This window comes from Polaromonas sp. P3_C2, from assembly GCF_056402675.1.
Genome location: NZ_JBFUGX010000028.1, coordinates 1 through 14826, shown reverse-complemented (window position 1 = coordinate 14826; position 14826 = coordinate 1). Strand labels below are relative to the sequence as shown.

General features: G+C 63.6%; 11 protein-coding genes and 1 riboswitch. Of the genes, 4 read left to right on the top strand and 7 right to left on the bottom strand.

The window, feature by feature from the left end:
- Nucleotides 1-366, top strand: a 366-nt coding sequence (locus AC1DWI_RS02655) for a hypothetical protein (protein WP_477724331.1), incomplete at its 5' end; no start/stop codon positions are given.
- A 144-nt stretch (nt 367-510) separates the two neighbouring features.
- Complete coding sequence (locus AC1DWI_RS02650) at nt 511-981, top strand: cupin domain-containing protein (RefSeq protein WP_477670057.1); 471 nt, start codon at nt 511-513, stop codon at nt 979-981.
- Nucleotides 982-1009: 28 nt separating this feature from the next.
- On the opposite strand, the gene AC1DWI_RS02645 is transcribed toward AC1DWI_RS02650, so the two are convergent.
- The 4 genes from AC1DWI_RS02645 to ahcY form a co-directional block, all read right to left on the bottom strand.
- Nucleotides 1010-1639, bottom strand: coding sequence for a septal ring lytic transglycosylase RlpA family protein (locus AC1DWI_RS02645; RefSeq protein ID WP_477670058.1), 630 nt, complete (start codon nt 1637-1639; stop codon nt 1010-1012).
- A gap of 11 nt (nt 1640-1650) precedes the next feature.
- On the bottom strand, nt 1651-2487 hold the full coding sequence (metF, locus tag AC1DWI_RS02640) for a methylenetetrahydrofolate reductase [NAD(P)H] (RefSeq protein WP_477670059.1): 837 nt from the start codon (nt 2485-2487) through the stop codon (nt 1651-1653).
- Between the two features lie 8 nt (nt 2488-2495).
- Nucleotides 2496-3530 carry a TlyA family RNA methyltransferase gene (locus tag AC1DWI_RS02635; protein ID WP_477670060.1) on the bottom strand — a complete coding sequence of 345 codons (1035 nt, stop codon included), beginning with the start codon at nt 3528-3530 and terminating at the stop codon, nt 2496-2498.
- Between the two features lie 160 nt (nt 3531-3690).
- On the bottom strand, nt 3691-5121 hold the full coding sequence (gene ahcY / locus AC1DWI_RS02630; RefSeq protein ID WP_477670061.1) for an adenosylhomocysteinase: 1431 nt from the start codon (nt 5119-5121) through the stop codon (nt 3691-3693).
- 101 nt (nt 5122-5222) lie between these two features.
- Nucleotides 5223-5297, bottom strand: a riboswitch (S-adenosyl-L-homocysteine riboswitch).
- 263 nt (nt 5298-5560) lie between these two features.
- Between ahcY and AC1DWI_RS02625 the strand changes: the two genes are divergently transcribed.
- Nucleotides 5561-6403 carry an HAD-IIB family hydrolase gene (locus tag AC1DWI_RS02625; RefSeq protein ID WP_477670214.1) on the top strand — a complete coding sequence of 281 codons (843 nt, stop codon included), beginning with the start codon at nt 5561-5563 and terminating at the stop codon, nt 6401-6403.
- A 66-nt stretch (nt 6404-6469) separates the two neighbouring features.
- Here AC1DWI_RS02625 and AC1DWI_RS02620 read toward each other — a convergent pair whose 3' ends face one another.
- A complete protein-coding gene (locus AC1DWI_RS02620; RefSeq protein WP_477670062.1) occupies nt 6470-7699 on the bottom strand; it encodes an MFS transporter in 1230 nt (409 codons plus the stop codon).
- Nucleotides 7700-7804: 105 nt separating this feature from the next.
- Between AC1DWI_RS02620 and AC1DWI_RS02615 the strand changes: the two genes are divergently transcribed.
- The gene (locus AC1DWI_RS02615; protein ID WP_477670063.1) at nt 7805-8380 is read left to right on the top strand and encodes a TetR/AcrR family transcriptional regulator; all 576 of its coding nucleotides are present in this window, start codon (nt 7805-7807) and stop codon (nt 8378-8380) included.
- A gap of 112 nt (nt 8381-8492) precedes the next feature.
- Here the strand turns inward: AC1DWI_RS02615 and AC1DWI_RS02610 are convergent, their stop codons facing one another.
- On the bottom strand, nt 8493-9464 hold the full coding sequence (locus AC1DWI_RS02610) for a Bug family tripartite tricarboxylate transporter substrate binding protein (protein WP_477670064.1): 972 nt from the start codon (nt 9462-9464) through the stop codon (nt 8493-8495).
- Nucleotides 9465-9787: 323 nt separating this feature from the next.
- Nucleotides 9788-14826: excinuclease ABC subunit UvrA (locus AC1DWI_RS02605; RefSeq protein ID WP_477724330.1), on the bottom strand; the 5039-nt coding region annotated here is incomplete at its 5' end.

The following is a 14826-nucleotide window of genomic DNA, read 5'->3' as shown; positions in this document are numbered from 1 at the left end:
CTCGAAGGCTTCATCCAGATTAATGGCATTAACCAAACCGGCAAGGTGGCCGTATTTGTGTCGGACTACGAAGCAGTGATCAGTGACACACGAGAGCCGTCCGGATTAATCAAGGAGAAGCTCTACCTTCATCCCTTCAATCTTCACATGCTCCGCAATTCCCAAAGCAACGTGATGAAAAGCGGGTTTTTCTATTCAGTCTCCGGGACATCGGTCGGGTCGTACGCCCAAGGTCCCTTGGGGAATCCACGTGATTGCGAATTTAACCAGCGACCCGTCAAGAGATGTGCCCGCCCGTCACTTGCTATCAATTCTGGAGCTGATTGCCCAGATACTTGCTGGGCTATAGGCCGATTTGACTCATAAACGAGCGAAGCACAGAGCCGGGGATGGCAGAACCTGCAGCGAAACGAAAAGGCTGGCCACCCGGTCGGGTCACCGCTATTGGCAAGCCCGTCGCAACATGGGCATACTGGCCCGCCCATATACAACACCCTGTAAAAGGATTCCATGCGCCATACCACCACCGTCCTCGGCTTTTCCATCACCCTGGCTTTTGTAGCCGGGATTGCGCTGTCACCGCTGGCCCAGCACGCCCTGCCCGATGCGCATGCRCAGGCCGTGCCCCTGGCGCCGGCGATGATTGACCTCGCCGCGCTCAAGCACAGCGACATTCCCGGCACCCCCAACCCTGAAATGAACGCGAAGGGCCTGGTCATCACCGACAACGCCACCATCGGCATCCAGTCGGGCAACGTGGCCAAACACATTCACCCGAAAACCGACGAGATCCAGTACATCATCGAAGGCAGCGGCGCCATGTGGCTGGGCGGCGAGCGCAAGGAGTTCAAGCCGGGCACGCTGATCATCATTCCCAAAGGCACGGCACACGGCGGTACGCTGGTGACCAGCGGGCCCGTCAAGGCGCTGGCCATCAAGATCCCGCCTCAGCCCAGGGACGACGTGACTTTTGTGAACTGAGCGAGCGCGCCTCGGTCAGCGAGGCGATTCAGCGCGGCGTACGCGGCGCCGCTGGGCGCCGCCTTGCAGGCGGGCGCTTCCGGGCCGCAGGCGCGGGTGTCGTCGCGACCTCCGGCCTGGACTCCGGCACCAGCAGCACAACTTCCTTCAGCCCCATGCCCAGCATGCCGAGCTCTTCCGCCGCGGCACGGCTCAGGTCGATGATGCGGTCGCCGCTGTAGGGTCCGCGGTCGGTAATACGGACGTCCACGTCGCGGCCGTTGACCAGGCTGTGGACACGCACCATGGTGCCAAAAGGCAGCGTGCGGTGCGCGGCGGTGAACTCCTGCATGTCAAAGCGCTCACCGCTGGCGGTGCGCCGGCCGTTAAAGCGCGGGCCGTACCAGGAAGCCTGGCCGCGCTGGAATTCGCGGGGCACTTCGCCGGCCAGCAGCGACGGCCTGGGTGCAGCGGCAGAAGGCGGCACCTCGTCGGCCATCTCACCGATCACGGGTGATGCATCGGTGGCGGGACGTGAAGGACGCGGCGCCGGTACAGCAGCACCAGCGCCCGGCGCGGTGGAGGGCTTGTTGGATGGCGGCGTGGTGCAGGCAGCCAGCAAGGCCAGCAGCACCGCAGCGCTGAGGGTGGCGGCAGACCGGCGGGCCCCCTGCTGCATGGATGGCGGCCTCAGGCTCGCTGCAGTCGCCCGATGATTTCGGTCGTCGCTGCCGCCTGGTTCATCGTGTAGAAATGGATTCCGGGCACACCGGCTGCGTAGAGCTGCTCGCACAAACCGCTGATCACATCAAGGCCGAAGCTCTTGATGGACGCGGTGTCGTCACCAAAGCCCTGCAGGCGCAGGCGGATCCAGCGCGGAATCTCGGCGCCGCAGGCATCGGAAAAACGCATGAGCTGCGTGGAGCTGGTGATGGGCATGATGCCGGGCACGATGGGCACGTCCACACCCAGGGCCTGCGCGTCGTCGACAAAACGGTAGTAGGCGTCGGCGTTGAAGAAATATTGGGTGATCGCCGAGTTGGCGCCGGCCTTGACCTTTTGCACAAAGGCCTGCAGGTCGGCATCGGCCGATCTGGCCTGGGGATGGATTTCCGGGTAGGCGGCCACTTCGATATGGAAAGTGTCACCGGTTTCGGCGCGGATGAAGGCCACCAGGTCGCTGGCGTAATGGAACTCGCCGCCCGCGCCGTAGCCGCTGGGCAGGTCGCCGCGCAGGGCGACCAGGCGTTTCACGCCCATGATCTGCAAGGTGGTGAGTTGCTGGCGCACGGTGGCCTTGGTGGCGCCCACGCATGAGAAATGGCAGGCCGCCGCCACGCCTTCGGCCAGGATTTCGTTCACCGTGCCGAAAGTGCCGTCTTGCGTGGAACCGCCCGCGCCAAACGTCACCGAGCAGAACTCGGGCTTGTGCGCATACAGCGCCTGGCGCGCCACACGCAGCTTCTCGGCGCCTTCGGGTGTCTTGGGCGGGAAAAATTCAAAACTGAGGGGAAGGTTCAGGCTCATCGCGGATCTCACTCGTCGTTATTTGTCGTATCGGTTTTGTTGTCACGCCGTTTGCCACGCGCAGGGCCGGGCTGGCCGGCATGCGCAAGTTCGGAGTCTTCGTGCGGCGCGCGGGAGGCGCGCATTTCGCTGCGTGGCACGCGCTTGGCAACCTTGCGCTGCGGTGCGGCCGGCAACGGCTGGTCTTCGCCTGCCACGTCCTGGCCCTTGACGGCCTGGATAAAAAATTCGCGGTTGCCGTCACCGCCTTCAATCGGCGACGCCAGCCAGGCTTTCACTTCCAGCCCCAGCGTTGCGCAGGCATCGCGCAGGCGCTTTTCGACAAACTCGAAATGCGCCGGGTCGCGCACGATGCCGCCCTTGCCGATCTGGCCGGGCTGCAATTCAAACTGCGGCTTGACCAGCATGAGCAGATCACCGCCGGGTTTGAGCAGGCGAACCACCGCAGGCAACACCAGCGTGAGCGAGATGAAGGACAAATCACCGGTCAGGAAGTCGAAGTTGGCTTCTGCGGCTGGGCCCGCTTCATCCAGGTCAGCGTCATCCTCATCGCCATCGAAGTCATCCGGAAAATCCATGTCGCCGCTGTCGCCGGCATGGCCCGCCACCAGGTTGGCGGCGGTCATGGAACGGGCATTCAAGCCCTCGACGCAAACCACACGCGGATCTTCACGCAGGCTGGCGTGCAGCTGGCCGTGGCCCACATCGACGCCCACCACCTGCAATGCGCCATGCTGCAACAGGCAATCGGTAAAGCCGCCGGTGGACTGGCCGATGTCCAGGCAACGCAGGCCGACCACGCTGAGGCCGGTGGCCTTGAGCGCACCTTCCAGCTTGAGCCCGCCGCGCGAGATGTACTTGGCTTCGGTGGTGTCCAGCAGCTGCAGTTCGGCGCCGGGCGGAATCTCGTCGCCGTTCTTGGCGACCTTCTTCCAGGCAGCATCGGCTTCGGGACGCCACTGCACCCCCGAAGCAATCAGGCGCTGGGCCTGCGAGCGGGTGGCGGCATGGCCGTGTTCGACGAGGAATAGGTCAGCGCGCATGTAGTGTCTTCCGGTATTCCAGCAACAGACTTAAGGGCGTAGCGAGCGGCCCGAGAGCAAGGCGCGGGCGTCAGGCAACCGGAATGCACTTGAGGTGCATGAGGATTGCCTGATCGGGACCCGCAACGCCGCTATCGGGTCGCGCAGTAGCCAGGGAAAATCAGTAGCGGTAGGTGTTGGCCTTGTACGGGCCTGCTTTGCTGACACCGATGTACGCAGCCTGCTCGTCGCTCAGTTCAGTCAGCACAGCGCCAACCTTCTTCAGGTGCAAACGAGCGACTTTTTCGTCAAGATGCTTGGGCAGCACATAGACCTTGCCCACTTCGTACGCATCTTTCTTGGTGAAGAGCTCGATCTGCGCGATCGTCTGGTTCGCGAAGCTCGAAGACATCACGAAGCTCGGGTGGCCGGTGCCGCAGCCGAGGTTGACCAGGCGGCCCTTGGCCAGCAGGATGATGCGCTTGCCGTCCGGGAAGATCACGTGGTCGACTTGCGGCTTGATCTCTTCCCAGGTGCACTTTTCGAGTGCGGCAACGTCGATCTCGTTGTCGAAGTGGCCGATGTTGCAGACGATGGCCTGGTCTTTCATCTTCGCCATGTGGTCGTAGGTGATGACGTTCTTGTTGCCAGTAGCGGACACAAAAATGTCGGCCTTGTCAGCGGCGTATTCCATGGTCACGACCTTGTAGCCTTCCATCGCGGCCTGCAGGGCGTTGATGGGGTCGATCTCGGTCACCCACACCTGGGCGCTCAGGGCGCGCAGGGCTTGTGCGGAGCCCTTGCCCACGTCGCCGTAACCGGCCACCAGTGCGACCTTGCCGGCCACCATCACGTCGGTGGCGCGCTTGATCGCGTCGACCAGGGATTCGCGGCAGCCATACAGGTTGTCGAACTTGCTCTTGGTGACGGAATCGTTCACGTTGATGGCGCGCAGGGCCAGCGTGCCCTTGGCCGACATTTCATTCAAACGCAGCACGCCGGTGGTGGTTTCTTCGGTCACGCCGATGATGTTTTTCAGGCGGCGGCTGTACCAGGTCGGGTCTTGCGCCAGCTTGGCCTTGATCGAGTTGAAAAGGCAGATTTCTTCTTCGCTGCCGGGCTTGGAGATCAGGCTGGCGTCTTTTTCGGCCTTGGTGCCCAGGTGCATCAGCAGCGTCGCGTCGCCGCCGTCGTCCAGGATCATGTTGGGGCCTTCTTCAGGCGTGCCCTTGGCACCGCTGAATTCGAAGATCTTGTGGGTGTAGTCCCAGTAGTCGGCCAGGGTTTCGCCCTTGATGGCGAATACCGGCGTGCCGGCGGCGGCGATCGCGGCGGCGGCGTGGTCCTGCGTCGAGAAGATGTTGCACGACGCCCAGCGCACTTCGGCGCCCAGGGCTTGCAGCGTTTCGATCAGCACGCCGGTCTGGATCGTCATGTGCAGCGATCCGGTGATGCGCGCGCCCTTGAGCGGCTGCGCCTTCGCGAATTCTTCGCGGATGGCCATCAGGCCGGGCATTTCGGTTTGTGCGATGTTCAGTTCCTTGCGGCCCCAGGCGGCAAGCGAAATATCGGCAATGGTGTAGTCGGTGGAAGGTTTCAGGACGGCGCTCATTTGGTAACTCCAAAAGTCATAGGTCAAATTGGGCAAAATAGCCACGAGCCTGTGTGTCAATCGGGGAGTTTGTTGTTAGCCTCACCCGGCTTGAAAGCACATGCGGGTGAGCGTGGTTGCAAATGAAAGTCCTGAGCCTAGACCACATGGAGTGGGTTGCAACGCTCCTCAGGAAGCCGTGATTATAACAAATCACCCCCGTCCAGGCTCACTGGCGTGTAGCCCGTTCCCCCCTCAAGGGGGCGGCGCCTGGGGCCGGCGAAGCCGGACCCTCGGCCCCCACTGGTGAAATACCCCCGCTRCATACGCCCTGAATCTTCAAGCCAGCATGAGCCGYGGRACYGGCTTTGCCGGGCCACAGGCGGGCGGCCCCCTCGGGGGGCAGCGACCCACACGAAGTGGGGAGCGTGGGGGCCACATTCAGTGCGAAAATTTCATGATGCAAGAACTCCAGCAGTGGCCTGTTACAGAACGTCAACTCATTACCGGCGTCTTCACCGATATCGACGACACCTTGACCACGGAGGGCGAAATCACACCCGATGCGCTGGAGGCTTTGGGCGAATTGAAAGCTGCAGGGTTCAAAGTCGTGGCGATCACCGGGCGGCCTGTCGGCTGGAGCGAGCCTTTCGCGGCGAGTTGGCCGGTGGATGCCATCGTGGCGGAGAATGGTGCGGTGGCGCTGCTGCCGGAGCAGGTTTTAGGCAAAGAAGTCCCGGAATCCGCACCAGCCGTGCGCAAGCAGCTATCAAAAATATACCGACAGGATTCCGCGACACGCGCTGCCAACTTCGCTCGCATGCAGTCCGTGCTGGCGCGCATCGAGTGCGAGATGCCAGGTGTGCACCGCGCCACCGATTCACCAGGCCGCGAGACCGACATTGCCATTGACCACAGCGAATTTGTGCAACTGAGCGACGCGCAAATCGCTGCGGTGGTGGCGCTGATGAAAAGCGAGGGCATGCACGCCACCGTCAGCAGCATTCACATCAACGGCTGGTATGGCAGCCACAACAAGCTCGAAGGCGCGCGCTGGATCGTCCGGCAGCTCTGGCAGCGCGACCTGGACGCCGAGATGGACCTATGGGTCTATGTGGGCGATTCGACCAACGACCAACTGATGTTCAAGACTTTCGCCAACAGCGTGGGCGTGGCCAACATCGCGCGCTTTGTGCCGCAGCTGGCGCACTTGCCGCGCTATGTGACGCACGGCGAGCGCGGTGCCGGCTTTACCGAAGTGGCGAAGATGTTGCTCACCCCTATCGGGACTCACTGCCTGTAGTCCCTTTTCCCCTTGCAGGGGACGAGGCCTGCGGTCCGGCAAAGCCGGTTCCGCGGCCTCCGCTGGTCAATGGCAGGCGGCCGCGCGGCGCACTGAGCCCCACCGCAACCAAGCGCCCAATGCGGCCACTGCCAATACAAGCGCAGCGTAGCCCTCCGCCGTGGCGGGCAGACCTAGCGGCGCAATCAAACGCCCAGCCAGCATGGCCGGCACGCTGAAGGCCAGATAGCTGGTGGCATACAGCGCGGCAAATAATTCAGCCCGCTGATGCGGCTGCGCCAGCGGCGCGAGGGTCTGCACCTGCGCAGAGAAAGCCGAGCCGCCGCCAAAACCGGCCAGCGCTGTTCCTGCAAAAAACAGCGCCACGGAGCGCGTGGCCAAAGACACGGCCACCAGCCCCGCACCCACAGCCAGCAAGCTCATGCCGACGGCGCTCATACGCACCGGCGACAGTTTTTTCAGCAAAGTTGGCGACGCGGCGCCCAGACCGAAGAAGGTGGCAATGGCCAGGCCGTTGACGATGCCGTCATGGATGCCGAAGATTTGCTGCAGCATGGAAGGCACCAGCGACAGGTACAGGCCCGCGAGCGACCACACCGCCAGCATCGTCGGCACGCCACGGAAGAATTCAGCGCGCGCCTGCACCGGTATCGAAATGCGCGGCACCAGCGAGGCCAATGCGCCGGGGCGCGGCGTGGCGCTTTCGGGCAGAAAGAGCGTAGCCACCGCACCCACGACGCAAATCGCAACCAGCACACCAAACACCAGCGGCACCGGGTGCAGCGCAAACTTGACGGCGATGCCGGTGAGCAACGCGCCCACAGCCAGCCCCGCCAGCGGCGAGACGCTGCCGATCATCGCGCCCAGGCGTTTTTGCGCGGCCGGTGCGGCCTCGACCACCGCCGCCGTCAGCGCGCCGCTGACCATGCCGGTCGCAATGCCCTGCACGATGCGCGCAGCGATGATGCCGTTGATGCTGTCGGCCAGCAAAAAGGTCAGCATGGCGCCGGCCTGCAGCAGCAAGGCGGTGAACACCACGGGCCGACGGCCGATGTGGTCAGACAGCGAGCCGGCCACCAGCAGCGAAGCCAGCAGCGCAATCGCATAAATCGCAAATGCCACCGTCAGCAGCGCCGGCGAAAAGCCCCACTGCTGCTGGAAGACGACAAACAGCGGCGAAGGCGCACTGCCCGCCACAAAGAACGCGAACAGAAGGATGGCCAGCAACGGGAAGGCGGCTGCGGGCGGCAGCTGCCAACGGGTGGCAGAGGACTTTGAAGAGGCAGGGGCGGTCATGGGAAACGCTCAACTTTCTTAAAGCGAATATATTTGCGTTTGAGAATTCTACGCCAATTTAAAAATTAACGCAAAGATCATTGCTTTAGGTTAAAGTTAGCCCTAATGAGCACTCTACAAACACCCCCGAACAAACGCCCCGGCGGACGCAGCGCCCAGGTGCAAATCGTGGTGCGCAAGGCGCTGGAAGAGCTGATTGCCCAGGAGGGCCGCGACAAAGTCACCGTGCCGGCCGTGGCCGAGCGCGCCGGCGTGAGTGCTTCCAGCATTTACCGGCGCTGGGGCGACGTGAACGGCCTGCTGGGCGAAACCGCTCAGCAGCGGCTGGACCCGAACCGCCCCTTGCCTGAGACGGGCGACCTGAAAGCCGAACTCACGGCCTGGGCCAAAGAACTGATCAACCACCTCAACAAGCCAGGCAATGCCTCGCTGCTGAAGGCCGCTGCCGCGCTGGCGGGATCAGAAGAAACCAACTGCCTGAAAAACCGCCGCAACGAAGCCACGGTTCTGGTCAAACGCGCCCAGACCCGCGGCGACGCCACACCCACCGTGCAGCAGGTGCTGGACCACATGATGGCCCCCATCATTTACCGGTTGATTTTTGGCGCTGGCGTTGAACCGACGCTAGCCGATCAGCTGGCCGACGAACTGTTTGCGCTAGCCAACCCCGTCAGTAAGTAAACCGAGAAGCCAGCAGAGGCCGCGGAACCGGCTTCGCCGGGCCGCCAGCCTCGTCCCCTGCAAGGGGAAAAGGGATTACACGCAGTGAATCCCGATAGGGGTGTGCCTACTTTCAGTTGGGCTTGGCGAGGCCTAACTTATCGATCAGCACCTTCTCCCGCCCAACGGTGTCTTGCGCAAACTTCGTGTAGTCCGCCGAGCTCAGGTAGTTGGGCAGCATGTCGTAACGGCCCAGCGCCGCAACATAGCTGGGTTCTTCCATCGCTTTCTTGAAGGCATCGTGCAGGCGCTTGACCACCTCGCGCGGCGTACCTTTGGGTGCGCCTATGCCAAAGGGCGAGTTCTGCACGATGTCATAGCCCAGCTCTTTCAGCGTGGGCGCGTTCGGGAATTTATCGAGCCGCTTCTCGCCCCAGGTATTGAGCACACGCAGCTTGCCGGCTTCGACCTGCGGCGCAAAGCCGGTGCTGTCGGCGCCCGCCATCAGCTGGCCGCTGACCAGTGCCAGCATCAGGTCAGCGCTGCCTTTGTAGGGCACGTGCTGCAGCTCGATGCCGGCCTTCTGCGCGATGAGCTCGGTCGTCAGGTGCGGGCTGGTCAGCGTGCCCGTCGAGCCGTAGGTCAGCTTGCCGGGGTTGGCCTTGGCATAGGCGACAAAGTCAGCCCAGGTCTTGAACGGGCTGTCGGCAGGCACCACGATGCCGAAGGCGTAGCCGGTCACGTTGATCACGTAGCTGATGTCCTTGACCGGGTCCCAGTTGATCTTGGTGGTGTAGCCAAGGCGGAACACACCCAGCGGAATCTGCGCCAGCGTGTAGCCGTCGGGCTGCGCGCTTTGCAGCTGCTGGGCCGGCAGGGTGCCGCCCGCGCCGGGCTTGTTCTCGACGATCACCGTCTGGCCCAGAATTTTCGAGGCGTTGTCGGCCAGCGAACGCATGGTGATGTCGGTCGGCCCGCCGGCCGGAAAGGCGACGATCAGCTTGATCGGTTTGACCGGGAATTTTTGCGCATGGGCAGCACCCCACACGCCAGCGAGGGAAATGGCCAGGGCGGCGGTGATCTGCAGTAAAGGACGGCGTTGCATCGGTGTATCTCCTGATCCTGAAAGTATGGCGGCTTGAAGCCCATATCATGCGTGCAGCAAGCCGCCGTCGCATCAGGGCAACACCTGAAAGTTGTCACGTCGGCGTCAGCCAAATCTTAAAGCGTTTTATGCGTTTCAACCATACAGGACGAGCGCAAACAGCTATCAATTCAATAGCAAATCACAAACACCCCCTGCAAGCAGGGGCCGCGGGACTGGCTTAGCCAGACCGCAGGCGCCGCCCCTGGAAGGGGGAAGGTGCTACACGAAGTGAGCGTCCGACGGGGTGAACTAATTCGCCGCCCCCTCGAGGGGGGAACAGGCTACACGGAGTGAGCCTGGACGGGGGTGGATCTATTCAGCACGCTTCCCAAGGCTTTCCCTGTATGCGTGCCGAGCTTGACGACAGCCTCAGGCGGTGCCGAAGCCACCACGCGCCCACCGGCGTTGCCGCCGTCCGGCCCCAGGTCAATCACCCAGTCGGCTTCGGCGATCACGTCCAGGTCGTGTTCGATCACCACCACGCTGTGCCCGCCGTTGACGAGGCGGTGCAGCACGTGGATCAGCTTTTCGACGTCGGCCATGTGCAGGCCCACCGTGGGTTCATCCAGCACATACAGCGTGTKCGGCGCCTTCTGGCCGCGGCGCGTGATGTCGTCGCGCACCTTGCTGAGCTCGGTCACCAGCTTGATGCGCTGCGCCTCGCCGCCTGACAGCGTCGGCGAAGGCTGGCCCAGGGTGAGGTAACCCAGGCCCACGTCTTTCAGTAACTGCAGCGGGTGGCTGATGTTGGGCATGGAAGAGAAAAAATCCATCGCCTCATCCACTTCCATCTTCAGCACGTCGCCGATGTTCTTGCCGCGCCAGGTCACGGCCTGCGTTTCAGGGTTAAAGCGCGCGCCGTGGCAGGTTTCGCACAGCACTTTCACGTCGGGCAGGAAGCTCATGCCGATGGTGCGCACGCCCGCGCCTTCGCAGGTGGGGCAGCGGCCTTCGCCGGTGTTGAAGGAAAAGCGCCCGGCGCTGTAGCCGCGCGCGCGGGCTTCCAGCGTGTCGGCAAACAGCTTGCGTATCGTGTCCCAAAAACCGATGTAAGTCGCCGGGCAGGAGCGTGGCGTCTTGCCGATGGGCGTCTGGTCGACTTCCAGCACGCGGTCYACCGCCGCATAACCYTCGATGCGTTCGCAGCCGGTCCAGTCGGGYGTCTTGCCCYTGTCGTCGGCGTCGCGGCCCGACTTGGTCGAGCGCTGCATGACACCCGCATGCACATTGGTCAGCAGCACGTCGCGCGCCAACGTTGATTTGCCGGAGCCCGACACACCCGTCACCGCCACCAGCCGGTACAGCGGCACGGTGACCGACACATCCTTGAGGTTGTGCAGATCGGCATTGACCACGGTGAGCCAGGAGGTGAAAGGCCCGGCGGCCACCGGGGCCGTATTGTGCAGCGCGCTGGCACTGGCTGCGGCGGCTTTCAACGCGGCTGCTTTGAGCGTGGCCGCTTTCTGTTTGCTCACCGGCTTGGCGTTAACGTCAACGGGCGCTTCTTTCAACACGGCCACCGGCGCTGCGCCCTTGCGCGTTTCACGCCGCAGCTGCAGCGGGTGAATCAGCGGGTTCGCCAGGTAGCGTCCCGTCAGAGATTCCGGCACAGCCGACAGTTGCGCCGCCGTGCCTTGTGCAACCAGCGTGCCGCCGCGCTTGCCCGCACCGGGGCCGATGTCGATGATGTTGTCGGCGCGGCGGATCGTGTCTTCGTCATGCTCGACCACCACCAGGGTGTTGCCGCGGTCGCTGAGTTTGCCCAGCGCGCTCAGCAAAATCTGGTTGTCACGCGGGTGCAGGCCGATCGTCGGCTCGTCCAGCACATAACAAACGCCCTGCAGGTTGGATCCCAGCTGCGCCGCCAGGCGGATACGCTGCGCCTCGCCGCCCGAGAGCGTGGGTGCACCACGGTCCAGCGTGAGGTAGCCCAGGCCCACGTCTTCGAGGAATTCGAGGCGACTTTTGATCTCGGGAATCAGGTCGCGCGCGATGCCRGCTTCACGGCCCAGCAGCGCGAGTTTTTCGACCCAACCCCGCACGTCCGTCACCGACAGCGCTGCGATGTCGGCAATGCCGACGCCCGCAAACTTCACCGCGCGGGCCTTGGCATTGAGGCGCGTGCCTTCGCAGGTCGGGCAGGCGGTGCCGGCCACGTCTTCCACTTCGGGTTCGGCAAAACTTTGCTCGCGGCCCTTGTTGTCGTCGTCCATCACCGAGTCGTCAAACACCTTGCGCTGTTCCTTGGTGAGCTTGACGCCCGTGCCGACGCAGTCGGGGCACCAGCCGTGCTTGCTGTTGTAGCTGAAGAGACGCGGGTCCAGCTCGGCATACGAGGTGGCACAAATCGGGCAGGCACGCTTGGTCGAAAAGGCGATCAGCTTGCCGATGTTTTTGGCGCTGGCGCCGGCCATCATCGCGCCGCGCAAACCATCCAGCGGCGCCAGCACATGGACAACGCCCTTGCCGTGCTCCAGCGCGGTCGCGAGCGCGGCACGCAAGGCGGCCTCGTTGTCGGGCGACACATGGATGTCGGCAATCGGCAGCTCGACCGTGTGTTCCTTGAATCGGTCAATGCGCGGAAAGCCCGTGGTCGGCAAAAACTCGCCGTCGATGCGCAAATGCGTGTAGCCGCGCGGGCGCGCCCAGTCAGCCAGCTCGGTGTAGACGCCCTTGCGTGCGATCACCAGCGGGGCCAACAGGCCGATGTGCTGGCCACGGTAGGTTTTGATCAGCTGCGCGGCGATGCTTTCAGGGCTTTGCGGCATCACGGCCGCGCCGTCCTTGGTGCAGTGCTGGATGCCCAGCTTCACATACAGGAGGCGCAGGAAATGCCAGACCTCGGTGGTSGTKCCCACGGTGGACTTGCGSCCGCCGCGCGAGAGSCGCTGYTCRATCGCCACGGTGGGCGGAATGCCGTAGACCRCGTCCACCTCGGGCCGGCCCGCCGGCTGCACGATGCTGCGCGCATAGGCGTTCAGCGATTCGAGGTAACGGCGCTGGCCTTCGTTGAACAGGATGTCAAAGGCCAGCGTGGACTTGCCCGATCCCGACACGCCGGTCACCACATTGAACTTGCCGCGCGGAATGTCGACCGACAGGCTCTTGAGGTTGTTCTCTTTGGCGTTGACGATCTGGATCAGGTTGGAGAAGGCCGGGCGTGTAGCCCAGACCTTGGGACGCGACTCTTCAACGCCGTGCACCTTGCCCATGGCCTGCTCGTATTCGCGCAGGGCGAGCGCCGTGTGAGAGGTCGGGTGCTGGCGCACYTCTTCGGGCGTGCCCTGSGCCACCARCAGGCCRCCGSCCTCKCCGCCTTCKGGGCCSAGGTCKATCAGCCAGTCGGCCGAGCGGATCACGTCSAGGTTGTGYTCGATSACGATCAGCGAGTGACCGGCTTCGAGGAGCTTGCGCAGCGCGCGCATCAGCTTGGCGATGTCGTCAAAGTGCAGGCCGGTGGTCGGCTCGTCAAACAAAAAGAGCGTGCCACGGCCTGGTTGCCTGAGTGCCAGCGCCTGCTTGCTGGCGCTCGCCGTCTTGCTGGCATTGGCCAGAAAGCCCGCGAGCTTGAGGCGCTGCGCCTCGCCCCCCGAGAGCGTGGGCACGGGCTGGCCCAGCTTCACATATTCCAGGCCCACATCGACGATGGGCTGCAGGGAACGCACCACTTCGCGGTCTTGCGCAAAGAGCGCAATCGCCTCGCTCACCGTGAGGTCCAGTACGTCGGACACATTGAGCAGGCGCGGCTTCACGTCGCCTATCGCCTTGCGTTCAATCGTCACTTCGAGGATCTCGGCGCGGTAACGCTTGCCGTCGCAGTCGGGGCAGCGCAGGTAGACGTCGCTGAGGAACTGCATCTCGACATGCTCGAAGCCCGAGCCGCCGCAGGTCGGGCAACGCCCGTCGCCGTTGTTGAAGCTGAACTTGGTGGCGGTGTAGCTGCGTTGTTTGGCCAGCGGTGCCAGCGCGAACAGGTCACGCACGGCGTCCCACGCCCCCACATAGCTGGCGGGATTGGACCGCGCCGTCTTGCCGATGGGCGACTGGTCGACAAACACCACATCGGTCAGGTGGTCAGCGCCCATTAGCCGGTCGTGCAAACCCGGCGTTTCAGTCGCCTTGCCAAACTGGCGCAGCAAGGCCGGCGCCAGGATGTCCTGCATCAGCGTGGACTTGCCCGAGCCGCTGACGCCCGTTACGCAAACCAGGCGCTGCAGCGGAAAGTCGACGGTCAGGTTCTTCAGGTTATGGTCACGCGCGCCTTCGAGGATGAGGCGCGGGGTGTTGTCGGTTACCGCACGCTTGAACCCCATGCCCACCTGCTTGCGCGAGCCGAGGTAGGCGCCGGTCAGGGTGTCGGCGTGTTTGATGTCGTCGGGCGTACCGTCAAACACGATCTGGCCGCCCTTCTCGCCCGGGCCCGGGCCCATGTCGATCAGGCGGTCGGCCGCCAGCATGACGGCCGGGTCATGCTCGACCACCACCAGCGTGTTGCCGGCGTCACGCAGGCGGTGCATGGCCTGGGTGATGCGGTTCATGTCGCGCGGGTGCAGGCCTATGGAAGGCTCATCGAGCACGAACAGCGTGTTGACCAGCGAGGTACCGAGTGCGGTGGTGAGGTTGATGCGCTGCACTTCCCCACCCGAGAGCGTGCGGCTTTGCCGGTCGAGCGTGAGGTAGCCGATGCCGACATCACACAGGTACTTCACGCGAGTCTGGATTTCTTCGAACAGCGACTTGAGCGCCTGCAATTCGGCATCGTCGCCCATCACGTCGAGTGAAAGGCCGCTGAAGAACTGCCGCAGCCTGTCAATCGGCAGGCGCATCAGGTCGTGCAGCGCCAGGCCCGGCAGAGCTTCGAGCTGCTCGCGGCTCCACTGCACCCCCACCGGCATGAAGCGCTGGCTGGGCGGCAGCACCGCATCTGCGGCTTCTTTGGAACCGAGGCGCCAGAGCAAAGACTCAAGCTTGAGGCGCGCGCCGCCGCAGGTCTCGCATTGCGTGTAGCTGCGGTATTTCGACAGCAGCACGCGGATGTGCATCTTGTAGGCCTTGCTTTCAAGGTATTCGAAGAAGCGCTTGATGCCGTACCACTGCTTGTTCCAGTTGCCGTCCTTGTAGCCCGGTGTGCCGTTGATGACCCAGCCCTGTTGCTCTGGCGTGAGCTTGTACCAGGGCGTGTCGCGCGGAACGCCCGCCGCTTCGGCGTGGCGCAGCAGGTCGTCCTGCGCTTCTTTCCAGGCAGGGGTCTGGATGGTCTTGATGGCGCCGGCGCGCAGGGTGAGCTTGTCGTTGGGAATCACCAGGCCGTAGTCGACAC

Excerpts from the sequence above, each read along its gene's own strand:
- AC1DWI_RS02610 (WP_477670064.1), bottom strand. The coding sequence starts at position 9,464 with ATGCAACGCCGTCCTTTACTGCAGATCACCGCCGCCCTGGCCATTTCC.
- AC1DWI_RS02615 (WP_477670063.1), top strand. The coding sequence starts at position 7,805 with ATGAGCACTCTACAAACACCCCCGAACAAACGCCCCGGCGGACGCAGC.
- ahcY (WP_477670061.1), bottom strand. The coding sequence starts at position 5,121 with ATGAGCGCCGTCCTGAAACCTTCCACCGACTACACCATTGCCGATATT.
- metF (WP_477670059.1), bottom strand. The coding sequence starts at position 2,487 with ATGAGCCTGAACCTTCCCCTCAGTTTTGAATTTTTCCCGCCCAAGACA.
- AC1DWI_RS02625 (WP_477670214.1), top strand. The coding sequence starts at position 5,561 with ATGCAAGAACTCCAGCAGTGGCCTGTTACAGAACGTCAACTCATTACC.
- AC1DWI_RS02635 (WP_477670060.1), bottom strand. The coding sequence starts at position 3,530 with ATGCGCGCTGACCTATTCCTCGTCGAACACGGCCATGCCGCCACCCGC.
- AC1DWI_RS02645 (WP_477670058.1), bottom strand. The coding sequence starts at position 1,639 with ATGCAGCAGGGGGCCCGCCGGTCTGCCGCCACCCTCAGCGCTGCGGTG.
- AC1DWI_RS02620 (WP_477670062.1), bottom strand. The coding sequence starts at position 7,699 with ATGACCGCCCCTGCCTCTTCAAAGTCCTCTGCCACCCGTTGGCAGCTG.